General features: G+C 65.7%; 19 protein-coding genes. 10 read left to right on the top strand and 9 right to left on the bottom strand.

Annotated features, from left to right (window positions below):
- Window positions 1-184: 184 nt before the first annotated feature.
- Window positions 185-1,216, bottom strand: coding sequence for an Lnb N-terminal periplasmic domain-containing protein (locus CNR27_RS03845; RefSeq protein WP_096297013.1), 1,032 nt, complete (start codon window positions 1,214-1,216; stop codon window positions 185-187).
- 455 nt (window positions 1,217-1,671) lie between these two features.
- Window positions 1,672-2,070 (bottom strand): hypothetical protein, encoded by a 399-nt coding sequence (locus CNR27_RS15170; protein WP_157745250.1) that lies wholly within the window; start codon window positions 2,068-2,070, stop codon window positions 1,672-1,674.
- A gap of 1,031 nt (window positions 2,071-3,101) precedes the next feature.
- Between CNR27_RS15170 and CNR27_RS03840 the strand changes: the two genes are divergently transcribed.
- Both CNR27_RS03840 and CNR27_RS03835 read left to right on the top strand, forming a co-directional pair.
- Window positions 3,102-4,031, top strand: a complete 930-nt coding sequence (locus CNR27_RS03840) for a protein NO VEIN domain-containing protein (RefSeq protein WP_245815792.1) — start codon at window positions 3,102-3,104, stop codon at window positions 4,029-4,031.
- Between the two features lie 284 nt (window positions 4,032-4,315).
- Window positions 4,316-6,232 (top strand): M61 family metallopeptidase, encoded by a 1,917-nt coding sequence (locus tag CNR27_RS03835; RefSeq protein ID WP_425435505.1) that lies wholly within the window; start codon window positions 4,316-4,318, stop codon window positions 6,230-6,232.
- A 519-nt stretch (window positions 6,233-6,751) separates the two neighbouring features.
- Here CNR27_RS03835 and CNR27_RS03825 read toward each other — a convergent pair.
- Window positions 6,752-7,870, bottom strand: coding sequence for a DNA cytosine methyltransferase (locus CNR27_RS03825; protein ID WP_245815744.1), 1,119 nt, complete (start codon window positions 7,868-7,870; stop codon window positions 6,752-6,754).
- Window positions 7,871-7,996: 126 nt separating this feature from the next.
- On the opposite strand from CNR27_RS03825, the gene CNR27_RS15665 reads away from it, so the two are divergent.
- Window positions 7,997-8,176, top strand: coding sequence for a hypothetical protein (locus tag CNR27_RS15665; RefSeq protein ID WP_281253071.1), 180 nt, complete (start codon window positions 7,997-7,999; stop codon window positions 8,174-8,176).
- A gap of 233 nt (window positions 8,177-8,409) precedes the next feature.
- Here the strand turns inward: CNR27_RS15665 and CNR27_RS15165 are convergent, their stop codons facing one another.
- The 3 genes from CNR27_RS15165 to aceE all read right to left on the bottom strand — a co-directional run bounded on the left by CNR27_RS15165 (window position 8,410) and on the right by aceE (window position 13,717).
- Complete coding sequence (locus CNR27_RS15165; protein ID WP_157745248.1) at window positions 8,410-9,417, bottom strand: O-methyltransferase; 1,008 nt, start codon at window positions 9,415-9,417, stop codon at window positions 8,410-8,412.
- A complete protein-coding gene (locus tag CNR27_RS03810; RefSeq protein ID WP_096297010.1) occupies window positions 9,414-10,862 on the bottom strand; it encodes an ATP-binding protein in 1,449 nt (482 codons plus the stop codon). Before CNR27_RS03810 ends, CNR27_RS15165 begins: the two co-directional genes overlap by 4 nt.
- A 164-nt stretch (window positions 10,863-11,026) precedes the next feature.
- The gene (gene aceE, locus CNR27_RS03805) at window positions 11,027-13,717 is read right to left on the bottom strand and encodes a pyruvate dehydrogenase (acetyl-transferring), homodimeric type (protein ID WP_096297009.1); all 2,691 of its coding nucleotides are present in this window, start codon (window positions 13,715-13,717) and stop codon (window positions 11,027-11,029) included.
- 198 nt (window positions 13,718-13,915) lie between these two features.
- On the opposite strand from aceE, the gene CNR27_RS03800 reads away from it, so the two are divergent.
- The 3 genes from CNR27_RS03800 to CNR27_RS03790 are packed head-to-tail and all read left to right on the top strand — an operon-like array spanning window position 13,916 to window position 16,541.
- Window positions 13,916-15,733 carry a sensor histidine kinase gene (locus tag CNR27_RS03800; protein ID WP_096297008.1) on the top strand — a complete coding sequence of 606 codons (1,818 nt, stop codon included), beginning with the start codon at window positions 13,916-13,918 and terminating at the stop codon, window positions 15,731-15,733.
- Window positions 15,730-16,170, top strand: a complete 441-nt coding sequence (locus CNR27_RS03795; RefSeq protein ID WP_096297007.1) for a response regulator — start codon at window positions 15,730-15,732, stop codon at window positions 16,168-16,170. The genes CNR27_RS03800 and CNR27_RS03795 overlap by 4 nt, the downstream gene beginning before the upstream one ends.
- Window positions 16,170-16,541: a response regulator gene (locus tag CNR27_RS03790; RefSeq protein WP_096297006.1), complete on the top strand. Its 372-nt coding sequence runs from the start codon at window positions 16,170-16,172 to the stop codon at window positions 16,539-16,541. Before CNR27_RS03795 ends, CNR27_RS03790 begins: the two co-directional genes overlap by 1 nt.
- A 942-nt stretch (window positions 16,542-17,483) precedes the next feature.
- On the opposite strand, the gene CNR27_RS03785 is transcribed toward CNR27_RS03790, so the two are convergent.
- The 3 genes from CNR27_RS03785 to rsgA all read right to left on the bottom strand — a co-directional run bounded on the left by CNR27_RS03785 (window position 17,484) and on the right by rsgA (window position 22,938).
- Complete coding sequence (locus tag CNR27_RS03785) at window positions 17,484-19,769, bottom strand: NADP-dependent malic enzyme (protein ID WP_096297005.1); 2,286 nt, start codon at window positions 19,767-19,769, stop codon at window positions 17,484-17,486.
- Between the two features lie 151 nt (window positions 19,770-19,920).
- A complete protein-coding gene (locus CNR27_RS03780) occupies window positions 19,921-21,147 on the bottom strand; it encodes a peptidase MATCAP family protein (protein ID WP_096297004.1) in 1,227 nt (408 codons plus the stop codon).
- 651 nt (window positions 21,148-21,798) lie between these two features.
- The gene (gene rsgA, locus CNR27_RS03775) at window positions 21,799-22,938 is read right to left on the bottom strand and encodes a ribosome small subunit-dependent GTPase A (protein ID WP_245815743.1); all 1,140 of its coding nucleotides are present in this window, start codon (window positions 22,936-22,938) and stop codon (window positions 21,799-21,801) included.
- 129 nt (window positions 22,939-23,067) lie between these two features.
- Here rsgA and CNR27_RS03770 point away from each other — a divergent pair, with 129 nt between their 5' ends.
- The 4 genes from CNR27_RS03770 to CNR27_RS03755 are packed head-to-tail and all read left to right on the top strand — an operon-like array spanning window position 23,068 to window position 26,232.
- Window positions 23,068-24,357 carry an aminotransferase class I/II-fold pyridoxal phosphate-dependent enzyme gene (locus CNR27_RS03770; protein ID WP_096297003.1) on the top strand — a complete coding sequence of 430 codons (1,290 nt, stop codon included), beginning with the start codon at window positions 23,068-23,070 and terminating at the stop codon, window positions 24,355-24,357.
- The gene (locus CNR27_RS03765) at window positions 24,354-24,971 is read left to right on the top strand and encodes an SGNH/GDSL hydrolase family protein (RefSeq protein WP_096297002.1); all 618 of its coding nucleotides are present in this window, start codon (window positions 24,354-24,356) and stop codon (window positions 24,969-24,971) included. Before CNR27_RS03770 ends, CNR27_RS03765 begins: the two co-directional genes overlap by 4 nt.
- Window positions 24,968-25,699, top strand: a complete 732-nt coding sequence (locus CNR27_RS03760) for a methyltransferase domain-containing protein (protein ID WP_096297001.1) — start codon at window positions 24,968-24,970, stop codon at window positions 25,697-25,699. Before CNR27_RS03765 ends, CNR27_RS03760 begins: the two co-directional genes overlap by 4 nt.
- Window positions 25,696-26,232, top strand: a complete 537-nt coding sequence (locus CNR27_RS03755) for a hypothetical protein (protein WP_096297000.1) — start codon at window positions 25,696-25,698, stop codon at window positions 26,230-26,232. The genes CNR27_RS03760 and CNR27_RS03755 overlap by 4 nt, the downstream gene beginning before the upstream one ends.
- The last annotated feature ends 173 nt before the right edge of the window (window positions 26,233-26,405 follow it).

Genomic DNA, 26,405 nt, shown 5'->3' with positions numbered 1-26,405 from the left:
GCGGGCCGCGTATTCACAGGCACGCGGCCCTTTTCGATCGCAATCGAAATGCGTCATATGCGGCTGGAAAGAAGAGAGGGCGTCGCGCGGATGCGTGGCAATGGCCGGGCGTGCCACGGGTTTCGTGCTGCTGGTTAGTGCCGCGCGTCGCTTGACCAGGCTTCTCTTTTCCGCCCTTCGGTGCTCATGGCGCCCGCTCCGCTGCATCCGCACCGGGCACGCCCTGGCGGATGGCACGCGAGAACTCGGCCGAGTCCGCATCCGCCGGCAGGGCGCGGGCGCGCGGGTTGATGTAACCGCGTTGCCTCAGTTCCTCATAGCTGTAGCCCGGCACGAGCGCGCCCAGCTCATACGCATAGCGGGCGAAGTAGCCGGACAGAAGCAGGCGGTAGTCCATCGGGATCGCCGGCGTGATGCGGCGCGCCAGCTCGAAGATGATCGTCGTGCAATTGCTGACCAGCGTGTTGTAGAACGCAGGCTCGCGGCGAAGCGCGGCGGCCGCGTCCAGGTAGCCGACAAACAGCGCCCGCAGCGTCTCGGGCGGCAGGTTGAGACGGTACAGGTAGACATCCTCGCCGCGGGCGTTGCTGCGGGTACGCACGATGTCGTTTTCGTCAGCGGCGACCAGCACCTGCTCGAACTCGCGGAAGAAGCCGCCGATCGCCGAGAACGATTCCCCGCGCTCCTTGCGGATCTCGAGCGAGAACACCACGCGCTGCCCGTCCGCGAAACCAAACGAGACCAGGGTGTGCGCGATCGCCGGCCCCATCCAGTACGACATCACCAGATCGGCCGAGACCAGCTGGTCCAGGTCGTACTCGCGGGTTTCCCAGCGCGGCGTGTAGTCGTCGGGCGTGCGCCAGTCGAAGTTGCGCACGTTGCGCAGGGTGACCCTGCTGCCATCGACCTCGGACTCCAGCAGGCGGGCGACATCATCCGCCCAGTCGCGCTCGTGCGAAGGCGTGAGCGTGCTCCACCACGCCAGGAGTGCGACCAGGGCGAAGCCGAACGCAGGCAAGGCCCATCGCCATCGACCTTCGCGGCGGCGGATGCAGGCCGCCAGCCCAGCCACGCCAAGCAGGCACCACGCGAGCACCACCACCTGCACCGGACCCGGCCCGGGCAGCTGGAACCACAGCGCCATGGCGCCCCACGCGGCGGCCAGGACGATGGCGGCCGCCAGCGCGAATGCGGCAACCCGGCGGGGGAGGCTCATGCGTCTCAAGCCGCGAAGTCTAGCGATGATTTCCAGCCGGGTGCCACGGCAGGATCAAGCGTCGCCGCGACGCAGCGCGGCCGCGCGGGGCACACCACGCGCCCAAAGCCGCCGCCCGCGATGTGGAGGCCGCGGTGCGTCGATACGACGCACTCATGGTCGACGGCCCAGGACGGGCACCCGCAAACCCGGCGAGCAGCGATAGAAGTGGTCGAAAGTCGTCCCCCGGCCAAGCGCGCTACCTGCAACGCGAAGCACTCAATCGAGCGCTCGGGGTCTGACAGGTGAGCAGCTGGTCAGGCAACCCGAAGCGCGTCGTCTGCATGCACTGGGTGTGCGTATCGGCCGACTGCTTTGAACGCGTCGCGCACACGCGACGCAACGCAACGCTTGTCTTTCCGCTGACAGGGGCTAGGACAAGCCCCTTAACCGCACAGACTTGAACAAGTACCAATTTATCGCCCCCGCCACCACACCAGCCAAACCGACACCGACTGCAGCGGGCTCAGCCCTTCCAGATAGATAATTGTTGCAGCGAACAAACTACAAACAAGGATCGCGAGCAGCCTTGAACGCGCTATCACAAACGCGAGCGCCAGAAGAATTGAGATCAACCAAGATCCAGCTTCAAGCTTAAACCTCAGATGATCTTCTCTACTAATATTTAGCTCCGCCAAATACTTTGCGGAGGATTTTTGATGACCTACCATCACCTGGTCCACCACGGGATCGCTACCGGTTACGAACGGTGCCCCAACCGGATACCCAACTGATTCGATGATAAAAATTCCGATCGCAATTGCCAAAAAGGCGGCAAGAACCGTAAGGGAGAAGTTTCTCAAAAAATCTTTCATAAATCACAGCTCCACTCCTGGAACGCCTGAGGCACAGCACCTCTCGCGGGCACCGCCCTAAATGAGTTGAGCCAAATGTCCCCGTGACCATTCTGCACGTCGCGGAATTCCAGAAGAGGCCGGTTCTCGGTTGGCGGCTTGGCTCTGAAAATGCCGGAAGGCATCACCGACATCGAAGTGCGCACGCACCTCATCTCCTGACCCCGCCCCTACCAACTGCACGCGGACTTTGCCGCCAGCAAGACCTCCCGGGCGCAACGATCGGGAGACCCCTCACAAACCATAGCCCGCTCATAGCCATCTTCGATTATTGAATACTCGAAGACCCCGTTATCCGAGTAAGAACCGTCGGCAAGTCTTTGCATATCCAAATCAATAAACCTGATTACTGTATCGCCAACCTCATCATGTCTGATCAACTTCACTCTGGGCTCTTCAGCCAGTGCATCCTCCACCAAGCCTGACAGCCGTTGCATAGGCGCAGGCCCCGCCGCCTCATTAACAAGCAACACGTCACACCCCACCGCTCCTGCGGCGCATGAACATCCGAGTAGCGAAAACGCAGATACAACGACGCACCTAAAACCGATCATGTTGCCCCCCGCATTTGGCTTCAGGAAGTCAACGACAATACCGGCTCCGCCTGCCGTTGCGCCTTTCGCTTTGATGCAACGCTGACGCCCCAGCGCCCCAGCGTGCTGAGGCCTGCCGCCCCCGCGTCGATCTGCCGGCTATTCCTCAACAGGTGGTCCAGCGAGGCACCGGTCGCCAGCCCTGCTTCTTCACGAGTGTTGATTAGGCCCGTACCTGCAGGGCCTGCGCGAGCTTGCGCTGGCACGCGCGAGCGCCCTGGGCTGCACGTTCTCGAAATCGATCAGGTAATACGGCTTGTCCATGTGCCCTCCCCTTCGCCGCGATTCTGCCGCGTGGCGTGCGCCGCGGGAAGCGGGGACGCGCATCCCCTGCAGGGCGTCACGCGGGCGACCCCGCTATCCTGGTGCGACCCCGCAGGAGCGCGCGCATTGGATAACGTGGACGGCGAAACCGGATCTCCCTGGACCGATGCCGAGATCGAGGCGACGGTCGCCACCTACTTCCAGATGCTGAGGACGCAGGAGCTCGGCCAGACGCTCAACAAGGCGGAGCACAATCGCCGCCTGCAGTCCCGGATCCCCGCCCGCAGTCGCGGCGCCATCGAGTTCAAGCACGCCAACATCAGCGCCGTGCTCATGGAGGTCTACGACGCGCCGCAGCTGCGCGGCTATCTGCCCCGCTTCAACTACCAGAGCGATCTGGTGATCCCGGTCGGCCGCGCGCTCGCTGCAGACCGCGTCCTCGACGAGGCGGCGTTGCGAAACGTGCAAAGTGCCGTGGAAACACCGCTGCTCGACAGCTATGACGCATTCGTCGTCGATGTGCCGCTGCGCGCGACACGCAAACTTCGCGAGCCGCGGAAGGACTGGTCGACCGTCGTGCCGATCAAGCGCGACTACCTGCAGCGCGAAGCGGCCAACCGCTCGCTCGGCCTCGCGGGCGAAGCGCTCGTGCTGGAGTACGAAGCGCGGCGCCTGCACGCACTGGGCGCGCGCGGATTGGCCGATCGTGTCGAGCATGTCTCGCAGACCCGCGGTGATGGCCTGGGCCACGACATCCTCTCGTTCGAGACCGATGGCCGCGAGCGCTACATCGAGGTCAAGACCACGGCGTACCTCGCCGAAACGCCTTTCTTCATCTCGCCGAACGAGGCGGCGTTCTCGGACACCCACGCCGAACAATTCCATCTCTACCGCGTGTTCGACTTCAGGCAATCGCCGCGCATGTTCGTGCTGCCCGGTGCGGTCGGCACGCATTGGCGGCTCGACCCGGTCAGCTTTCGTGCGACGCTCCTGGCGCACCGAGCCGCAAGCCAATCCAACCGCTCCAGGCTGCTCATTCCCATCGCGCTCTTCGTGATGCTTTGAGACAGCCGAGGCAAGACTGGCGGCCTTGGTGTCATCCACGTCGAACGGAGCGAGCCTCCCCTCGTCGCCAGTTGGACGCCGCCCCTCGCCCGGGTTGCGGCTCCGCGCGCATGTTGCAGCGTCGACGCCAGGGAAGTGGCAACCTGCGCAGCGTGCCGGCGTCCCGCGCCACAGCCTGGAATGGAACCCAGCGCACGCTTCGCCTCTCCAGCCCCAGTCCCCGACTACGAGTCCGCCACGTGTCGCCATCCCCCGACCGACCCGCCGTTGCCCGCTTCACCGCCTTGAAGTGCCGCCCCGGCGCCGCCCTTGCCCTGGCACTGGCCGCCGCGTTGGGCGCCACGCATCCAGTGCTCGCCGCAACGTCGGAGCGGCCTGTCCAGGCGTTGGTCGCCGCGCCCATTCCGGAACCGATCGACCGCGCGTTCGCCGGCACCGTCGAGCTACATGTGGACGCGACCGATGTCGCGCGCAGGATCTTCAATGTGCGCCTGCGCATCCCCGTCCAGGCCGCCGGCCCGACCATGCTGCTGTACCCGCGCTGGGAGTCCACCAGCCACGGCCCCAGCCTCAGCGTCAGCAATCTCGCCGGGCTGTCGCTGTCGGCCGATGGCCAGCCGCTGCCCTGGCGGCGCCACCCGGTCGATGCGCACGCCTTCGAACTGGACATTCCCGCTGGCGCACGAGCGCTCGAGGCGAGCTACCAGATCATCGTGGGCGCCGACGCGCTGCACCCTGACTTGGTGGTCGTGCCATGGCATCGCCTGGTGCTGTATCCCGCCGGCTGGTACGCCCGCAACCTCATGGTGAGGCCCAGCGCCACGCTGCCACCCGGGCTGGCGCCGGTGTCGTCGCTGGATGTCGAGGCCATGCAGGCCGGGACGATCGAGCTGGCGCCGGTTCCGCTCGACACCCTGCTCGATTCGCCGCTCCATGCGGCCCGCCACCTCAGCAGGATCCCGCTCGACTCTGCGGGCGATGCGCCGATCACCCTCAACCTCATGGCCAGCCGCGCCGAAGATCTCGACCTGCCGCCCGAGCGGAAGGCGGAACTCGGACGCATGCTCGAACAGGTCGCCGCGGTCTTCGGGCCCGCGCCCTTCGAGCGCTATGAATTCCTGGCGCGACTGGAGGACGATGCATCGACCGGCGGCGCCGAGCACCGCAGCTCCAGCGAGATTTCGCTGCCGTCGAACTATTTCCGCGACTGGCCGGCCCAGCTCAACGGCCGCGACATCATCCCGCACGAGCTGGTGCACGCCTGGAACGGCCTCTTCCGCGTGCCCGCCGATCTGTGGACCCCCACGCCCAACATGCCGCAGGGCGGCAGCCTGCTGTGGGTGTACGAAGGGCAGACCGAATTCTGGGGCCGCATCCTGGCCGCGCGCGCCGGGCTGCGCAGCCGACAGGACACCCTCGACCAGCTCGCGCTCGATGCCGCCGAAGTCGCCAACCGACCGGGCCGCGCCTGGCGCAGCCTGTCGGACGATGTGCGCTACCCGGCCTTCATGCTGCAAAGGGCCGTGCCGTGGCGCGACTGGCAGCGCCGCAAGGACTACTACCGCGAAGGCGTGCTGCTGTGGCTGTGGGTGGACGCGCTGCTGCGCGAGCGCAGCGATGGCCGCCAGGGCATGGACGACTTCGCACGCGTGTTCTTCGCCGTGCCATCGGCCGATGCACCCGCGCGTACCTACACGTTCGAATCCCTGTGCGCCGCGCTCGACGCCATCGCCCCGCACGACTGGGCGGGCGAACTGCGCGCCTGGGTAGACGGCCACGAAGAGCTCGACACCACGGTGGGCCTGGTGCGGCACGGCTGGCAGCTGGCCTATACCGACACCCCCACCGCCGCGTTCCAGCAACAGCAGGACGAGGACGGCGTCATCGACCTGTCCTACTCCATCGGCCTGGCGGTGAACGACAAGGGCGTGGTGAGGGCGGTGAACTGGAACGGCCCGGCCTTCGCCGCCGGCCTGGCGCCGGGCACCCGGATCGTGAGCGTGCACGGCCAACCCTTCGACGGCGAACGCCTCGTGGCCGCGGTCCGCGATGCACAACGATCACCCATCCAGTTGCTCGTCGAGCAGGACGGCGAACGCGTCGAGCGGACGATCCCTTACCGCGGAACGCTGCGCTACCCGCACCTCGCTCGGGTGGCGGGCAGGCCGGACACGCTTACGCCGCTACTGGCGCCTCGCTAGCTCTGGTCGGCCCGCTCGGCTTCGCCTCGCCCTCTCCCAGCTGCCATCCCCACTTCTCGAAGTGAACCTGACCCCGTTAGCGCTGCGATTTCCGATCGCATGGCCAGGATCCAAATTTGGTGTCTTGTTGTCCCCAAAGCACCTAGCGAACCCTTCGTCTGAAGCGATAGTGTCATGCCAAGGATTTTCGACAGAGCCACGCTTGTTCTCATTGCTTGACAAAAGAACTGCGGCGGTTCTGTGGCCATCAGCCGCTCGAGTAGAAGCGGGCGCGTTTATACCGCGTTCGAGCTGTAGAGATGGACGCCCCTTCGCGCAAACCACGAAATGAAAGTTCGATATGCCATCGATGACCGGCGCTTCGGGCATGGCCGGACGCGCATAACGATAGACTTCCCCGACCCGAAACGATCTCACGTGCGCCTGTCACTCCAGTATTGAACCATTGGCTCGCTGGAATTACCTCCGAGCGCCAAGCCAATGATTTCAGCCACCCGTCTTAGCATGACTATTCACCGTTCAACCCGCTTCCATTGATTCGCAAATTTTACGCAGGAGTCTTTCCGCTACGATCGGGCTAACGCTGTTTCCAATCTGGCGGAATGCGTGCCACTTTGTATGGTGAAACACGAACCAATCCGGGAAACCTTGGAGCCTCGCAGCTTCTCGCGGCGAGATGACACGAGGCTTCTTAGGGTGAATCGGTCTCACTGCTTGAAAACTTCCCTTGTCTGTATTCGTGCCGGCTCTTAACGTGGGACAGAAGCCCTTGGGATCGAGTCGCGGAGAACGGTACACAGAGTCCACTTCTCCGGGCGCAAGCATCTCGAACCGAGATACGGTGGCGGCGCTGTGTCGAGTACCAAGAAATCCAGAAATCTTTCGTTTAGCAGCACGCTTTAAGGAGTCGGGATCGCCGACGCCCGTAGGAATATGACCTCTTACACGATCTGCAAAAGCACCATCTCCTAGCGCTTTGACAGTCCTCCAACTCTGTTCCTCGCGTTGCCACTCAGCACTAACATCTGGAAGGCCAAACAACGCCTGCTTCACCCTGATCTGTTCGATTTTTGGATCCGGAGCAAATGACTCTTTGGTCAGCTCATTAACTCGAGAAGGATCAAATCCCACGAAGAAGACACGGGTTCGAGTCGTCGGCGCTCCATACTCACTTGCCTTAACTTTAATAGGCTTGAGTACGCGATATCTCGCAGGCAGGCTGGATAGAGCTGCCTCGATGACAGGAGCATTTGACTCGCTCAGAATCCCTAGAACGTTCTCCGCGACGAAGAAGGCAGGCAGAGTCTCAGCGACAAGCCGGAAGAATTGACCGAACAACAGATTGCGCGGGTCGTCACCGTCGCACTTCCCAATGAGACTGAAACCCTGGCAGGGGGGGCCGCCGATAAGGCCCCCGAGCGTTCCGGGCTTTACGCCGCAAAGTTCCAACAGGCGCGTGCCGCTAAGTGTTCCGACGTCGTCACGAAGATGGGTCGTTCCTGGGAAGTTGAAGGCATGAGAAGCCGAAGCGATAGGGTCCAGCTCGACACTGCCCACGACGCGGAAACCAGCGCGCGCGGCCCCTAGGCTTAGGCCACCCACGCCGGAGAAGAGGTCGATCACGCTAGGTTCGTTCATCCGCAATATTCTAACGGGCATCTGAACCTTTGTCGATCGTGCAGCTCACGCGATTCGGCTGCGGAACACCGCCGGTGGCAGCGACGCCGCCCAACTTAGGACTCTAGTAATTACTAATTATTAGCTATGACAGACCGATTATCAAAAGAAGCCAGAAGTGCTCTTATGCGGTCCATACGGGCGAAAGATACTAAACCCGAGCTGATTGTTCGTAGGATCGCGCACCGGTTGGGCGCGCGCTTCAGACTTCATCGAAAGGATCTTCCGGGAACACCCGATCTGGTTTTCCCATCTCGGCGACTGTGAATATTTGTCAACGGATGCTTCTGGCATCGGCACCAGAACTGTCGAAAAGCCAGCGCCCCCTCAACTAATAATTCTTTCTGGGAAGATAAGTTTAGAAAAAATATTGCGCGCGACTTAAGAAACAATCAGCTTTTGGCCGGCCTTGGATGGGAAGTAATAACTATCTGGCAGTGCCAGACCCAGGACCTCATCGAACTCGAGGATAATCTAAGAAAAATGCTTTACCCGAAATCCTAGATATCCACATTTTGGAATTTCGGAAAGAATCTCTGGTATCTCCTGTAGCGAGCGATCAACTTCTTAGGAGTCGAGCTTTGAATTTTTTCAAGGTACGCCAGTCTTGAGGGCAATTTTCCGGTCGAGCGCATCATGACTTGATCGAAATGAAAGCGCTCCCTCAGCGTCAAGCTAGGTGCCTCAGAGACTTTTTCCGCTTCAGCCCAGTTGCCCGCGTAGTGAGCCCAACTCTTTAAATCCGAGGCGCGCAAGAAGCTAGACACGTTGCCGTCCTGCAGTACGACACCAGAGACCGTCAGCATTGCTTGTCCATCCGAATAATGCACAGTGAGCAATGGAAGGAAAGTCCTGCCTGAGTTTGCAGTCGCGCGAGATGCGGCAACCCGGACAGCGCTGAGAAGGACTTTGTAATATCCAGCATGTTGCGTTGATTCGGCAGAGATTCCCTCAGGCGCGAAATCTCCCAGCCTAGCCATTAGCTTCTCCATTCGTCTCGCACGAAAATCTTCCTCAGCTTCGCCTTCTTGGTGACCGCCCAAGGACGACGCGTTTGCATTCAATGTGATTCGAACGACATCGCCGTCGTCAAGTAGCTTAATAAGCGCCTGGAGAGACTGCAGTTGATGCATTAGTTCACCAGGAGCCTCGTAATCAAGCCAGGCGATCTTATTAAGACTAGGCGCGATTTTTGCTCTAGCCATCTCGGCATCGAACTCGTCCAAGAAGTCCTTTGCATCCATGTTCAAGCATCTTATTTCACGAAGCGGCTTATTGAAAATCTGCTGCCTAAAGATATCTCCGTCCCGCTCAATTGACACGAGCTTCTTGATGCCGAACGCGCTGTGAATAACCCGGTGGTCCTCCAAACACGGCCCACCAAACCCGATATAAGCCGCCCTCCTAACTGAAACATATCGGTCCACATGCTGCAGAAGCTCGACGAACAAAGCTCTATCGATAAATTTCCCAGGCCGTACCGCGTACGAGAAAGCCTGCTTTGTCATTTCACATCCTCGATATCTCTAAGAACACGATCAAAGCAGGCAGCCCCCACGTCCGCAGGCTTCGCATCGGGATCGTCGAACAACGCTTCTCCGAGAATAGAAATAGAGGACTTAGGTCTAACGAATGAAACTCGCGCATCTAGACTCCCAGCTACAGGCTGGGGCAAATCAGGAGCGTAACGAGTAGCTGAATTGACGCCTTTGGAAGTAGCGCGAACCACAGTCCTCGCAGAAGGCGGAATGCTCTCAATTATCGAGTCAAGAGGCATCAACTCCGAAGACTTATATATTTTCTTCACTTCGTCCGGGAATTTTTTCCACTTGTTAGTGAACTTAGTGAAATATTTAGTCCCCTCACGCATATAGTCCTTGACTATCGCGTATGTGTCTGATGACTGATCTATTCCACGTTTTGTCGTTGTGAGAGGGAGCTTCCAGAGGTCCTTCGAATGTAGAATTACTATCCCGGTAATTGCAATAAATTGACCGTGATAGCTCGGCACACCCGCTTCGCCCCATCCCGTTAGCCTGCTTTTATCTTTGTAAATGACGATTCTGTCGTTACAAACAATTGTCCAGCCGGCATCATCCTTACTAGCCCTCTCCTCCTTCTCAGCCTCGACTTCATCTTCGTCTGGAAGCCTTCTATAGAGGCCTACAGCCACAGTTACGTCGACGCCTCCTATGTCACCTTGAAAAAGATACGGCGTCAGTCTTGGCCCGCTTTTCTTGGTTAGCACAGACGGAGCACCCAGGAGCTCGAAGGAAACTGGATCCACCTTGACCCCGTTCACTTTGACGCGAAAACCTTTTTGCAAGATCAGGGCGTAATGCTGAGACACAAATGTCCTGAAGTCGCTTACAAACGCATCCTTGCTCTCGTCAAACTTCCTAGCCACTTCAGGCTTTAGATCATCGATGCTGATGGTGGTTCCATCGATCGTCACCTCATTCGGGTCAAGGCGACGAATGGGAAGATCCCAGTTTTCTGCCTCTGAAAGCCATTTCTTAGTTATCTCAACTTCAAAGGCGTCATTTTTGTTCTTTGACATTACTTCGCATCGCTGGCCGATCTTAAAGATCGCCCTTTTCATGCCTATTCCATACATTCCGACGGTAGCAGCATCTTCTCGATGCTCTGGGGGCCGCCCCATGTGGAATGCCTTGGTTTTTGCCAACTCCAGCGGTATGCCGCCGCAGTTGTCACGGATCTCGAACTTTTTGGGCGAAAGAGTAATTTCGGCGTAATACTTAGCGTAAGGCTTATCTTTCTTCAGGCTTTCGCCAACACTCCTGACGATCCCATCGACGCAGTTGTCTAAGAGATCGAGGATCGCGTCGCCCAATTCGATGTCTCGGACGAGCATGTGAACGAAGAAATCTTTGTTTGGCGCCGCGCTTACGGTGGTAGGGAATGGCCCGCCGCGTTCAGTCCTTGTAGGCATTTCTACTCCAGTTCGGTCACGTCTTGCCGATGTAACACGGTTTTAGTGGCGGGCGCCGAGCACAGGCGCCACTTCAGGGAGCTACTGAGCTTGTCTGATAGCCCCAAAAAACAAGAAGGCGGCCCATGGCCGCCTTCTTGTTTAGCTTCAAGTTCGTATCCGCGTCAAACCCCAACCGGATTCACCTTCTCCGGATCGATCTTGTACAACTTGATCGCCCGGGCGACATCCTTGCCGGTCATCTTGCCGTCCTTCATCAGCCCCTCGATCGCCGCCTGGGCGATGTAGTAACGATCGACCTCGAAGTGACGGCGCAGGTTGGCGCGGGTATCCGAGCGGCCGAAGCCGTCGGTGCCGAGCACGGTGTACGTGGCCGGGACGAAGGCGCGGATCTGGTCGGCGAACGCGCGCACATAATCCGTCGCGGCGATGACCGGGCCCTGGCGGCCTTCGAGCAGCTGGGTGACGTAGGCCTTGCGCGGGATCTTGGCTTCGGGGTTGAAGCGGTTCCAGCGCTCGGCGTCCCAACCATCACGGCGCAGCTCGGTGAAGCTGGGGCAGGACCAGATGTCGGCGGTCACGCCGAAGTCCTTGTCCAGCAGCTCGGCGGCGGCGATGGCCTCGCGCAGGATGGTGCCCGAGCCCAGCAGTTGCACGCGCAGCTCGCCCTTCTTGGGCTTGCCGGCATCCTTGAGCAGGTACATGCCCTTGATGACGCCCTCGGCCGCGCCCTCTGGCAGCGCCGGGTGGCTGTAGTTCTCGTTCATCAGGGTGAGATAGAAGAACTCGTCTTCCTGCTGGTCGAGCATGCGCTGCATGCCGTAGTGCAGGATCACGGCCACTTCGCCGGCGAAGGTGGGGTCGTAGGCGCGACAGTTGGGGATGGCGCCGGCCAGCAGGTGGCTGTGGCCGTCTTCGTGCTGCAGGCCTTCGCCGTTGAGCGTGGTGCGCCCCGCTGTGGCGCCGAGCAGGAAGCCGCGGGCGCGCATGTCGGCGGCCTGCCAGGCGGAGTCGCCGATGCGCTGGAAGCCGAACATCGAGTAGTAGATGTAGAACGGCAGCATCTGCACGTCGTTGGTGCTGTAGCTCGTCGCCGCCGCCATCCAGCTGGCGAAGGCGCCGGCTTCGGTGATGCCTTCTTCCAGCACCTGGCCGGCCGCGTCCTCGCGGTAGTACGAGAGCTGGTCACGGTCGACCGGCTTGTACTTCTGGCCCTGCGGGGCGTAGATGCCCAGCTGGCGGAACAAGCCTTCCATGCCGAAGGTGCGGGCCTCGTCGGCGACGATCGGCACCACGCGCGGGCCCACCTGCTTGTCGCGCAGGATGATCGAGAGCGACTGCACGAAGGCCATGGTGGTGCTGATGCTGCGCTCGCCGGTGTCCTGCATCAGGCGGTCGAACACCTTGAGCTCGGGCGCCTTGAGCGACTCGGTGCTCTTGCGGCGGCGCTGCGGCAGGAAGCCGCCCAGCGCCTGGCGGCGCTCGAGCATGTACTGCACTTCCTCGGAATCCTTGCCCGGGTGATAGAACGGAATCTCGCCGTCCTTGAGCGCCGCGTCGCTGACCGGAATCTTGAAGCGGTCGCGGAAGGTGCGCACGGCCTCGTCGTCGAGCTTCTTGGTGTTGTGGGTGGGGTTGAGCGCTTCACCGGCGCTGCCCAAGCCATAGCCCTTGACCGTCTTGGCGAGGATGACCGTGGGCTGGCCCTTGGTGTCCATCGCGTTCTGGTAGGCGGCGAACACCTTGTGCGGATCGTGGCCGCCGCGGTTGAGGCGCCAGATGTCGTCGTCGCTGAGGTTGGCGACGAGGTTGGCGGTTTCCGGGTATTTGCCGAAGAAGTGCTCGCGCGTGTACGCGCCGCCGAAGGCCTTGCAGTTCTGGTACTCGCCGTCGACGGTCTCCATCATCAGTTTCTTGAGCATGCCGTCCTTGTCTTTCGCCAGGAGCGGATCCCAGTAGCTGCCCCAGATGGTCTTGACCACGTTCCAGCCGGCGCCGCGGAAGCCACCTTCGAGTTCCTGGATGATCTTGCCGTTGCCGCGCACCGGGCCGTCGAGGCGCTGCAGGTTGCAGTTGATGACGAAGACCAGGTTGTCGAGGCCCTCACGGCCGGCAACCGAGATCGCGCCGAGGCTTTCGGGCTCGTCGGTCTCGCCGTCGCCCATGAAGCACCACACCTTGCGGTCGGACTTGGGCATCAGGCCGCGCGCTTCGAGGTACTTCCAGTAGCGCGCCTGGTAGATGGCGGCGATCGGGCCCAGGCCCATCGAGACCGTGGGCACCTGCCAGTAATCGGGCATCAGCCAGGGGTGCGGATACGACGAGATGCCCTGGCCGTCGACTTCCATGCGGAAGTGCTCGAGCTGGTCCTGCGTGAAGCGGCCTTCGAGGAACGAGCGGGCGTAGATGCCCGGCGAGCTGTGGCCCTGGGTTGCGACGACGTCGCCCGGATGATCGGCCGACGGCGCGCGGAAGAAGTGGTTGAAGCCCACGTCGTACAGCGTGGCCGAGGAGGCGAAGCTGGCGATGTGGCCGCCCAGGTCACCCGGCTTGCGGTTGGCGCGCACCACCATCGCCATCGCGTTCCAGCGGATGATCGAGCGGATGCGCCATTCGAGCTCGGCGTTGCCGGGCATCTTCGGCTCGAGATGGGCCGGGATGGTGTTGACGTATTCGGTGGTCGGCGCGAACGGCAGATGCGCACCGGCGCGGCGCGTCAGCTCGACCATGCTCTCCAGCAGCTGATGGGCGCGCTCGGGACCGCCTGCGTCAATGACCGCTTTGAGCGACTCGACCCACTCACGGCTTTCGGTCGGATCGGGGTCGTTCTGCAGGACGTCGTTCAGCCAATTCATGTGCGCTCCGGCGCGGCACGCTTGGCCGCGGTGTATGGGGGTCGATCGGACCCCCGATTCTAACAAAGCTGACACCGGGTACCCGACGGGGGCGCACGGTGGATTGCCAGGCGTGCCGGGCCTCGGCATGATCCCGTGTTCAGGGGAACATGCGGCATCATTGCGCGCCCTGACGCCCGCGTCCGAGTCCAACTGCCGATGCCGAACTCCGCTGTGCTCCTGCCTTTCAGCCGCTGGCGCATGCCCGTGCTCGGGCTGCTGGTCGCGTTGATCGTGATCGGCCCGTTCCTGATCATCCGCGCCGCCACCCGAGAAGCCGAGCAAGCCACGGCCGACGTGGTGCACACCCGCGAGGTCGAGACCCTGATCCACTGGGTGGCGGCGGATGCACGCAGCCTGGAAGGCGCAGCCGTTGCCCGCAGCCGGGGGATCGACACCCCCATCCTCACCCGGCGCATCGAGGAGTCCCGCGACCGGGTGATGCCCAACCTCGATCTCGTGGTAGAGCTGACTCGCGACAATCCGGCGCAGCAGGTGCGCCTGGGCGCGCTGCGCAGCGCGCTGGAGCAGCGGCTGGAGCGGATCGACGCGGTGCTGCGCGCGGGTCCGGCGGCCACCAACCGCCAGATCGACGACATGATCATGCTCAATACGATCCAGCAGCAGGTGCAGGAGATCATCGAGGCGGAGGAAACGCTGCTCGCGGAGCGCCAGAACGCGGCCGCCCGCGCCTCGCAGCAGGCCACTCTCGCCAGCTGGACGGCGATGATCGTGCAGTTGCTGCTGCTGCTGGGAACCGGCTATTTCGCGGTGCGCCAGCAGTCGGGGCGCGTGGAGGCCGAACGCCAGGCCAGCCAGGCCAGTGGCCGGGCGGCGGCGGTGCTCGACAGCGTGCGCGAGCCGATCGTGCTGATCGATGCCGAGCAGCGCGTGGTGATGCACAACGCCGCGTTCTCCGAGCTCTACGCGGTGGACGAGCAGGTCCGCGGACGCAAGCTGGCCGACATCGGCGATGGCGCGTGGAACGACGCCGACACCCTGCGCCGACTGCATGACGTGCTGGCACGCGGCCGCGAGCTGTGGGACTACCGGCTCACCCAGCCCACCGTCGACGGTGCGGAGCGCACCATGCTGCTCAACGCGCGGCGCATGCCGCTGCCCGACCGCGACGATGCGGTGGCCCTGATCACCGCGTCCGACATCACCGCCCAGACCATCAGCGAACGCCAGATCCGCGAGCTCAACCGCCAGTTGGAAGGCAAGGTGGAGCAGGTTTCGGACGTGAACCGCGAGCTGGAGGCCTTCAGCTACTCGGTCTCCCACGACCTGCGCGCGCCGCTGCGCCATATCGCCGGGTTCGCCGACAAGCTGGGCCGGCACCTGGGCGACCAGGCGGACGACAAGACCCGGCACTACCTGGGCGTCATCGGCTCCTCGGCCAAGCGCATGTCCGCGCTGATCGACGATCTTCTGGTGTATTCGCGCCTGGGCCGCAACGCCATGCGCCTGCAGAGCGTGGACCTGCAGTCGATGGTCGCCGACACCCGCGCGATGCTCGACAGCAACGCGCACGCCGAGAATCCCCAGCACCGCATCGAATGGTCGGTGGCGCCGCTGCCGATCGTCGTCGGCGACGAGAACATGCTGCGCCAGGTGTGGCTCAACCTGCTGGGGAATGCGGTCAAGTACAGCAGCGGCGTCGAGCCGGCGCGCATCCAGGTGGAGTGCAAGCGTCTCGATGAGGGCGGCTACGAGTTCCTGATCCGCGACAACGGCGCCGGCTTCGACATGCAGTACGCCGGCAAGCTGTTCGGCGTGTTCCAGCGCCTGCACTCGGCCACCGAGTTCCCCGGCACCGGTGTGGGCCTGGCCAGCGTGCGGCGCGTTCTGGGACGCCATGGCGGCCGTATCTGGGCCGAATCCGCCGTGGGCCAGGGCGCCACGTTCCACTTCACCCTGCCTGCGTCCGCGCATGACGCCGGCGTCTCTTCCAAACCCGGAAAAATCCTGACATGAGCGAAATCCGCACCATCCTCCTCGCCGAGGACAGCCCGCACGATGCCGAGATGGCGATCGATGCCCTGCGCGAGGCGCATCTGGCCAATCCGATCGTGCACGTCGAGGACGGCGTGGACGCGCTGGACTACCTGCTGCGCCGGGGCAAGTTCGAAGGCCGCAAGAATGGCGATCCCGCGGTGCTGCTGCTCGACATCAAGATGCCGCGCATGGACGGCCTGGAAGTGCTCAAGCAGCTGCGCGAACACGAGTCGCTGCAGCACATCCCGGTGGTGATCCTGTCCTCGTCGCGCGAAGAGAGCGACCTGGCGCGCAGCTGGGACCTCGGCGTCAACGCCTACGTGGTCAAGCCGGTGGATGTGGACCAGTTCTTCGACGCGGTGCGCACGCTTGGCAAGTTCTGGGCCGTGCTCAACGAAACGCCCGTCGAAGAGTGATGCAAGGGCCGGCGCCGCTGCGGGTATTGATCGTCGACGACTCGCCCGACGACGCCGAGCTCACCGAACTCGCTCTGCACGATGCGGGCATGGACGTGGAGTGCCGGCGCGCTTACGGCGAAGCCGGCCTGGCCGACCTGCTGCGCGAATTCCGGCCGCAGCTGGTGCTCTCGGACGTCAACCTGCCCGGATTCTCCGGCGCCCAGGCCATGGCGATGGCGCGCACGGCCCTGCCGGATGTGCCGGTGGTGTTCCTCACCGGCTCGGCGATCGGCGTGCCGGGTGAAGAACTCCCGGTCGGCGACGCCCTGGTGTTCAAGGACGAGCTGACGCTGCTGCCGGACATCGTGCGGCGGCTGATGGCCGCATAGCGCGAGATTCGTGGAACGGCGCGTGCGCGTGCCGGAGTTGGCTGGATGCTTCGTTGCATTGCAGCGGGTCGGCTGCGGCCGATGGCGCCTGCAGCATCTGTCTTTGGCATCCCCCACGGGGCGCATCCGCGCGCGTGCTGCCTGGTTGGGCCTCCCGGCCCTGCTCCGGCGGCACGGGAGTGTGAGCTTTGCGGCGCCGGGCGCTGCCCTCACCCCAACCCCTCTCCCGGGGGAGAGGGGCTTGAGAGTTGCGGGGGCCGGACGCGGGGCGAGAGGCGATGGGCTTCAAGTCCGCGTCGCTGAGCCGCCCGCGCCGCGCCGCGCAGAGCCCCTCTCCCTTTGGGAGAGGGGCTTGAGAGTCCGGGGGGCCGGACGCTGCGCCGGGGCTGCCCTCACCCCAACCCCTCTCCCGGAGGGAGAGGGGCTTGAGAGTTGCGAGGCCGGACGCTGCGCCGGGGGCGGCCCTCACCCCAACCCCTCTCCCGGGGGGAGAGGGGCTTGAGAGTTGCGAGGCCGGACGTTGCGCCGGGGGGCTGCCCTCACCCCAACCCCTCTCCCGGGGGGAGAGGGGCTTGAGATTCGCGAGGGACCGGACGCTGCGCCGGGGGCTGCCCTCACCCCAACCCCTCTCCCGGGGGGAGAGGGGCTTGAGAGTTGCGGGGGCCGGACGCTGCGTGGGCGGGTGCCCTCACCCCTCACCCCTCTCCCGGGGGATAGGGGCTTGAGAATCGGGGGGGCCGGACGCGGGGCGAGAGGCGATGGGCTTCAAGTCCGTGTCGCTGAGCCACCCGCGCCGCGCGCCGCGCCGAGCCCCTCTCCCTTTGGGAGAGGGGTGGGGGTGAGGGCAGCCGCCGAGGCGATGCCGACTCGCGCGGGCTGCTGCTCGGCCACCAGAACGTGCGAGTCACCGCGCCAGAACACTCATGGCGCGGCCAAGGCCGCTCAGCCTTCCAGCAGCTGCGCCTTGCGGATCTGCGCGTCCACCGCGGCGATGGCGGTCATGTTGATCACCCGGCGCGGAGTGGCCGACGGGGTGAGGATGTGTGCGGGCTTGTTGACGCCCATCAGGATCGGACCGAGCGCGACGCCGCCGGTCATCATGCGGATCATGTTGTAGGTGATGTTGGCGGCGTCGATGTTCGGGAACACGAACAGGTTGGCGCGGCCGCTGAGCGTGGTGTCGGGCAGCATGCGCCGGCGCAGGGATTCGTCCCAGGCGGTGTCGCCCATCATCTCGCCGTCGAACTCGAGCTTCGGCGCGCGGCGCACGAGGATCTCCCGCACGGCGCGCATCTTGCGTGCGCTCGGGTCGTCGTGGCTGCCGAAGTTGGAGTGCGACAGCAGCGCGATCTTCGGCTCGATGCCGAACAGCTTCAGCCGGTAGGCGGCCTGGATGGTGCTCTCGGCGATCTGCTCGGCGGTCGGGTCGGGCTGCACGTGGGTGTCGACGAAGAACCACAGCCCCTGGTCGTTGACCACGCCGGTCATCGCCGAGGTGCTCTGCAGGCCGGGGTCCAGGCCCAGCACGCTGCGCACGTAGCCGAGCTTCTTGTGGAAGCGGCCGACGATGCCGGTGATCATCGCGTCGGCCTCGCCACGGTCGACCATGATCGCGGCGATCAGCGAGGGACGCGAGCGCAGCAGGTTCTTGGCCGACTCCGGCGTGACGCCACGGCGCGCGGTCATGGCGTGATAGTGCTGCCAGTAGTCGTTGAAGCGCGGGTCGTCGTTGATGTTGGTCAGTTCGAAATCGCGGCCTGCGACCAGGCGCAGGCCGAGTCGCTGGATACGCATCTCGATCACGTCGGGGCGGCCGATCAGCACCGGCGTGGCCAGGCCTTCGTCGACGACGGTCTGCACCGCGCGCAGCACCACTTCCTCCTCGCCCTCGGCGTAGACGATGCGCTGGCGGTCGCTGCGGGCGCGATCGTAGATCGGCTTCATCACCAGGCCCGTGCGATGGATGAACTGGCCGAGCTTCTCGCGATACGCACGCAGATCCTCGATCGGACGCAGGGCAATGCCCGAGTCCATTGCCGCCTGGGCCACGGCCGGCGCGACGATGGTCAGCAGTCGCGCGTCGAACGGACGGGGAATGATGTACTCCGCGCCGAAGCTGGGGATTTCCTCGCCATAGGCGCTGCCCAGGTCGCTGGCTTCTTCCTTGGCCAGCTGCGCGATCGCGTGCACGCAGGCGAGCTTCATTGCCTCGTTGATGCCGGTGGCGCCGACATCGAGCGCGCCGCGGAAGATGTACGGGAAACAGACCGCGTTGTTGACCTGGTTGGGGAAGTCCGAGCGGCCGGTGGCGATGATCGCGTCGGGGCGGATGCGCCTGGCGTCCTCGGGCATGATCTCCGGATACGGATTGGCCAGCGCCAGGATCACCGGACGCGGCGCCATGGTGGCGACCATTTCCGGCTTGAGGATGCCGCCGGCCGACAGGCCGAGGAACACGTCGGCACCGTCGACGATCTCGGCCAGCGCGCGCGCGGGTGTGTCGCGGGCGTACCGGGCCTTGTCGGGATCGAGGTCGGGCCGGCCGGTGTGGATCACGCCGTCGCGGTCGAAGGCGAGGATGTTCTCCGGCCTGAGGCCGAGCGCGACCAGCATGTCGAGACAGGCGATGCCCGCGGCGCCGGCGCCGGTGGTCGCGAGCTTGACCTCCTCGATCTTCTTGCCGGCGATCTCCAGCGCGTTGACGATCGCCGCGCCGACGATGATCGCGGTGCCGTGCTGGTCGTCGTGGAACACCGGAATCTTCATCCGCTCGCGCAGCTTGCGCTCGACGATGAAGCACTCGGGCGCCTTGATGTCCTCGAGGTTGATGCCGCCGAAGGTCGGTTCGAGCGAGGCGATGATCTCGACGAGCTTGTCGGGATCGCGCTCGTCGATCTCGATGTCGAACACGTCGATGCCGGCGAACTTCTTGAACAGCACGCCCTTGCCTTCCATGACCGGCTTGCCGGCCAGCGCGCCGATGTCGCCCAGGCCCAGCACCGCGGTGCCGTTGGAGATCACCGCGACCAGGTTGCCGCGCGCGGTGAGCTCGCTGGCGGCGTTGGGATCCTTGACGATCTCCTCGCAGGCGAAGGCCACGCCGGGCGAATAGGCGAGCGCCAGGTCGCGCTGGGTCAGCATCGGCTTGGTCGCGCTGACGGTGATCTTCCCCGGCGGCGACGAGCGATGGTAGTCGAGGGCGGCCTGGCGAAACTCGTCGTTGGACATCGGCTTGGGTCTGCTCGGAAAGAAGAATGCGAAGGCGATTCTAACCTTCTCGCGCGCGGGTCCCTTGCCGCCGGCGTCCTATGCAGGCCGGCGACCGTGTGCATCGCAGCGCGTATTGCGACGCCCTCGCAGGCAGTCGCGCGGCGGCCGGCTACAGCTTGTCGAGCCGGATCCGGTTGGCGAACAGCGAGAAAGCCAGCATCCCGGCCAGGCCACCGGCGCGCTCCAGCCACGGTGGCAGCCAGCGCGGCGGCGCCAGCGTGCCGGCCTCGAACAGCGGCGACAGCCGGACGACATCGTCGAGGGTCATCTTGCCGGCGAACAACTGCCGGCACAGCGGCAACTTCCGCCGCGCCAGCGACTGGCGGAAGAAGGTATGCACCTCGATCAGGCCGCGCAGATAGACCGCGTCCTTGGTGAAGGCATGGCCGCCGGTCAGCGGCACCCCGCGGAACACGCGCTGCGCGGATGCGAAGCTCTCGTTCGTCGCCTGGCCTTCGTCGCGGAAATAATCGAACACCTGCAGGAAATCGGCGCCCGCCAGCGCGAGCGCGATCGCCTCGATGCGCAGGCTCACGCGCTTCATGCGGTCGATGTCGATGCTGCCGGTGATCTGCTCGGCGAACACCGCCAGGCCTTCCTGGGTGCAGGTGGTGCGCGGCGACGACATCGCCATGCTCGGCAGCACTGACTGTTCGCGGCCGTTGAGCGCGGTCAGCGAATGCACGAACGCTTCGTGCTGCAGCAGCTGCTCGCGGTCGTGGATCGAATAGCGTGCGTCGCTGCGCAGCCGCAGCCGGTAGGCGCCGGCCGCGGCCTTGGCGATCATTTCCGGGTCGAGTTCGACCGTGATGACGCGCCCGCCGAAATAGGCGTCGAGATCGTTCTGCAGCTGCGCCTGCAGGGTGGACGCATCGAGGGTCGGCCGCTCGGCGGCGGCGAGCAGGCGGGGGTCGAGCTCGTTGGCGATCCGGATGAAGTGGCCCGCCGCGTCGCGGGTGGTCAGCGTGCTCCCGGGCAGGTCCACGTCCGGGCGGCCGTACAGGGCGATCGCATGGCCACATGCCCTGTCGGAACCGAGCGATTCGAGCAGCTGCGCGGTGATGGTCCAGACCTGCGCCGATTCGGCGATGTAGGCGCCCAGCGGGTGGTCGCGATCGGCGGCCGCGGCAATGGCGTCCAGCTCGCGCCGGGCATCGGAGAAGTCGAGCGCGGGGTAGCGCACCACCGGCATCGCCCGCCGCCCGGCGGCGAGCGCACCGAGGAACGCCTGCTGGGTCTGCGCCGGCCAGCTCGCCAGACTCAGCAGCCGCAGCCCGCGAGTGGCCGCGACCATGCGCGCATCGAGGACGGCGTGGTGGGCGATGGCGTGGGGCATTCGCGCCTCCGGTGGACGATGCGGTCACGCTAGCCGATCGGGAGCGCCAGTGGGCGTCGGCAGCGTTGTGCATCGGGCGCAGTTTCGGGGGCTGCTCTCACTCCCCCGCCCGTTGGAGAGGGGCTTTGAGCGCAGATTGGGCGTGGACCTGGGATTGGCGCGGGCGTCGGCCCTCACCCCAACCCCTCTCCCGGAGGGAGAGGGGCTTTGAGCGCGGGGCGGGCTGCGCGGCCGAGGCTGCGCGGCCGAGGCTGCGCGGACTTGGCATCGGGGCGAGGTCGGCCCTCACCCCAACCCCTCTCCCGGGGGGGGAGGGGCTTTGAGCGCGGAGCGGCGGCTCGGGTGGCTGTGTTGTCGGGGCTGCGCGGGCTGGGGTCGGCGCGAGCGTCGGCCCTCACCCCAACCCCTCTCCCGGGGGGGAGAGGGCTTTGAGCGCGGAGCGGCGGCTCGGGCGGCTGTGTTGTCGGGGCTGCGCGGGCTGGGGTCGGCGCGAGCGTCGGCCCTCACCCCAACCCCTCTCCCGGGGGGAGAGGGGCTTTGAGCGCGGAGCGGCGGCTCGGGGCGCCGGAGCCCCTCTCCCTCTGGGAGAGGGGTTGGGGTGAGGGCGACCGGCGCTGCGAAGGCCGATCCCACGCAATCCCAGCGCGCGGCTTACTCGTCCCGGGTCCAGTCGGACCCGCGCTTCGCCGGCTTCACTCCGGGACGCCCCCCGCTCTTGGGGGCCGGCTTGCCCGCGGGGCGGGTCTCGGCCTTCTGCGCCAGGCGGGTCGCCAGCTGGCCGGCGGCGCCGGCGAGTTCGTCGCGCAGCTTGAGGTAGTTGCCGACCCGGCGCGGTTCGAGGATGCCCGCTTCCACCGCTGCATGGATCGCGCAGCCCGGTTCGCTGCCATGCGTGCAGTCGCGGAACCGGCATTGCGCGGCGATCGCCTCGACATCGGCGAACCCGCCTTCGGCAAGGTCTTCCTCGCCGGTCGGCTTGAGTTCGCGCATGCCGGGCGTGTCGATCAGGCAGGCGCCCGATGGCAGCGGGATCAGCGCGCGATAGGTCGTGGTGTGGCGACCGCGGTCGTCGGTCTCGCGCACCGCCGCGGTCTTCATCCGTTCGGTGCCGAGCAGGCTGTTGGTCAACGTCGATTTGCCGGCGCCGGAACTGCCCACCAGCACCGCGGTCATGCCGGGCCGGAGCCAGCGATGCAGGCCCTCGACGCTGCGGGGATCGCGCGCGTTGACCGGCACCACCGCAACACCCAGCCCCGCGATCTCGGTCAGCGCCTCGACCGCCGCAGCGATGTCGGCCTCGGGCTTGTCCGCCTTGGTCAGCACGATCACCGGGGTGCCGCCGCCCTGCACCAGCAGCAGGTAGCGCTCGATGCGCCGCGGATTGAAATCCGCGTCCAGTCCGCAGACGACGAGCACGGTGTCGATGTTGGCGGCGATCAGCTGCTGCTTGTAGTGCTCGCCGGCCGCCGCGCGCTTGATCGCACTGCGCCGGGGCAGCATCGCGACGATGCGCTTGCCGTCCTCGACCAGCACCCAGTCACCGACCGCGGCGCGGTCTTCCGGCGCGATCGTGCCCTTGCGATATCCGCTCCGGCGCAGCCACTCGGGCAGCGACTCGACCGGGATCGCCTCGCCCGGCGCGCCGGCGACCAGATACCCCGAGCGGTGCTGTTCGACCACGCGCATCGGCAGCGCCTGCGGATGGGCTTCCATCACCTGCGCCCATGCGCCCGAAGGCGCCCCGTCGAATGGCCAGCCGATGGCGCGCAGCGCGGCGTCGGCGGGAGTCACGGGATCGGGCGGGCAGTCTGCATGGGCGGATTCTACGTGCGCCGGCGCCGCGCGGGCGATCCGTGGCCTCGGCACCAGAGCCGGGGCGCGGCCCGCGACCACGCGGCTTTTCCGCTAGCATCCGGCGACATGCCCGCGCCGAGCCCTGCTCCGATGTCTGCCCCCTTCAAGACCCGCGAACGCCTGACCGAAGTCCGTTACGAGATCCGCGGTGAACTGGCCCGGCGCGCGCGCGAACTCGAGGCGCAGGGTCGCACGCTGATCAAGCTCAACATCGGCAACCCGGGCGCGTTCGGGTTCCGTGCGCCGGAACACCTGCAGCGCGCGATCGCCGAGCGCATCCACGACACCGATCCCTATACCCACCAGCAGGGCCTGCCGGCCGCGCGCGAGGTCATCGCCGCGCATCACATCGCGCGCGGCGCGCGGGACGTGTCGGCCGAGCGCGTGTTCGTCGGCAACGGGGTCAGCGAACTGATCGACATCGCCCTGCGGGCGTTGCTCAATCCCGGCGACGAGGTCCTCGTGCCCTCGCCGGACTATCCGCTGTGGTCGGCGGCGACCATCCTCAATGACGGCCGCCCGGTCTTCTACCAGTGCAAGGAAACCGACGGCTTCCTGCCAGACCCCGATGCGCTCGAGGCGCTGGTCTCGCCGCGTACCCGCGCGATCGTGCTGATCAATCCCAACAACCCCACCGGCGCGGTCTATCCGCGCGCCCTGCTCGAGCGCATCGTCGCGATCGCCGCCCGCCATGGCCTGCTGCTGCTCTGCGACGAGATCTACGACGGCATCACCTTCGACGGCGCTGCGTTCGAGCCGATCGCGCCGATTGCCGGCGACGTGCCCTGCGTGTCCTTCGGCGGACTGTCGAAGGTGCATCGCGCCTGCGGCTGGCGCGTGGGCTGGGCCGTGCTGTCGGGCGACGAAGCACGCAGCCGCGACTTCCGCAACGCGATGGACCTGCTCGGTGCGTTGCGCCTGTGCGCGAACGTGCCGGGGCAGTTCGCGATCGAGGCCGCGCTGACCGGCACCGACACGATCAGTGCACTGTGCGCGCCGGGCGGCCGCCTGCACGAAGCGCGCCGCGCAGTGGTCGAGGCCTGCGAGGCCAGCGCCTATCTGCGGCTGGTTGCGCCGGCGGGCGCGCTGTACGCGTTCCCGGGCATCGCCGAGGCGGATGCGCAGGGCTTCGACGACCATGCGTTCGCCCTCGAGCTGATGGAGTCCGAAGGCGTGCTCGTGGTGCCGGGCAACAGCTTCAACGTGCCCTACCGCAACCATTTCCGCGTGACCCTGCTGCCCGAGCCCGCGCAGCTGCGCGAGGTGTTCGCGCGCATCGAACGCGTGCTGGAACGCCAGATCGGCGACGCGCGCAAGGTCGTACCGCTCGCCACGCGCCGGGCGCGCACGGCATGAGGCCGGCGCGCTATCTGGCGTTGGGCGACAGCTACACGATCGGCGAGGGCATCGCGCCCGAGGATCGCTGGCCGGTACGGGTCGCCGATGCGCTGCGCGCGACAGGCATCGCCCTCGACGAGCCCGAGATCATCGCCACCACCGGCTGGACCACCGACGAACTCGACGCCGGCATCGACGCCGCCGCGCCCCAGGGTCCGTTCGACCTGGTGAGTCTGCTGATCGGGGTCAACGACCAGTACCGCGGCCGCGATGTGGCCAGCTACCGGCCGGCGTTCTCGGCGCTGCTCGAACGCGCGATCGGTTTCGCCGGCGACGATCCAGCGCGCGTGTTCGTGCTCGCGATCCCGGACTGGGGCGTGACCCCGTTCGGCGCGCACTCGGGCCGCGATGTCGATGCGATCGCGCGCGAGCTCGATGCCTACAACGCTGCCGCGCAGGCGATCTGCGCTGCACGCGGCGTCGCTTTCGTCGACATCGCACCGGTCAGCCGCGCCCGTGGCGGCGAGGTGGAAATGCTCGCCGACGACGGCCTGCATCCATCCGCCGCGCTACACGCGGAGTGGACGCGACTGGCATTGCCGGTGGCGCGCGGCTTATTGTCCCGGGCATGACTTCCAACGCTTCCGATTCCACCTCGCTTGCCGATACGCCGCTTTCGACGACACCGTTTCCGCGCGAGGACGCACGCGGCATCGCCCGCGCGTTTCTGCCCGGCCATGTCCTCGGCAACCGCTACGACTACTACTACACGCTGACGAAGCTGCGGACCGATCCGCTGTATCCGGGCGTGTTGCAGGCGCTGCGGCCGACCACTGCACCGGTGCTCGACCTGGGCTGCGGCCTCGGCCTGCTTGCCCACGCGCTGCGCGCGGACGGGCAATCGCTCCCCTTCACCGGCGTCGACATCGACGCGGCCAAGATCCGCCGCGGACGCGCGGTCGCCGCGCGCGCGGGACTCGCCGATGTGCGCCTGGATGTGCTGGATCTGGGCGTCGGCCTGCCCGATCACCAGGGCAGCGTCACCATTCTCGACGTGCTGCAGTACCTCTCGCCGGAGCGTCAGCGCGAACTGCTCGGCAACGTGATCGCGATGCTGGTGCCCGGCGCGCGCCTGGTGATCCGCAGCGGGCTGGCCGACGACACGCCGCGCAGCCGCACCACCCGCATCACCGATCGCCTGGCCAATCTCGCCGGCTGGATGCAGGAGCGTGCGAAGAGCTACCCCACCGCCGACGGGCTGCGCAGCCAGCTCGAGGGCGCGGGCCTGCAGACCACGCTGCGGCCGCTGTATGGCGACACGCCCTTCAACAACTGGCTGATCACCGGCATCCGCGCATGACCGCCCGCGACGGACTGCCGCACGCGCCGATGCTGGCGCTCGACGATCCGTCATGGTCCCGTCTGCAATGCGCCCACGGCTCGGCGCGCGGCATTCCCGCGCTGCTCGCGCAGCTCGATGGCGCCGGCGAAGACCGCGTGCAGGGCGAGCCCTGGCAATCGCTGTGGACCGCCATCTGCGATGGCGGGGAGGTGTACCCGGCCGCATTCGCCGCCGTGCCGCACATCGTCGCGATCCTCGCCGAGGCGCCCGAGCGCGCCACGCCCATCCACTTCGCGCTGCCGGCCCGCATCGAACTCGCCCGCGCCGCGCGGGATGCGGAGATTCCGGACTATCTGATCGACGGCTATGTCACCGCGCTCGCGCGGCTGCCGCTGCTCACCGGCCTCGTCGCCACGCCGGCGTGGAACGGGCGGATGTGCAGCGCCGCCCTGGCCGCGACCGCGGCGGCGACCGGTCAGCACGCAGTTGCCGAACTGCTGCTGGAAACCGACGACCTCTGCGAGGTACTCGCAGGGTTGCAGGACGCTTAGCGGTCGATGCGCTGATCGGCGCACACGGCGGAATGGCGGGCGCCTCATCTTCCGGTCCGCACGCTGGTTGCTGCCACCCTCACCCCAACCCCTCTCCCGGGGGGAGAGGGGCGGGCCATGCCGGGCGCCGAGGGCCGCAGGGCGGCTGACGATTGAAGAGACGCGCGGACTGC

The organism is Luteimonas chenhongjianii (assembly GCF_002327105.1).
Taxonomy (GTDB): domain Bacteria; phylum Pseudomonadota; class Gammaproteobacteria; order Xanthomonadales; family Xanthomonadaceae; genus Luteimonas; species Luteimonas chenhongjianii.
The sequence above is the reverse complement of the archived record's forward strand: the minus strand, read 5'-3'. Positions and strand labels throughout refer to the sequence as shown.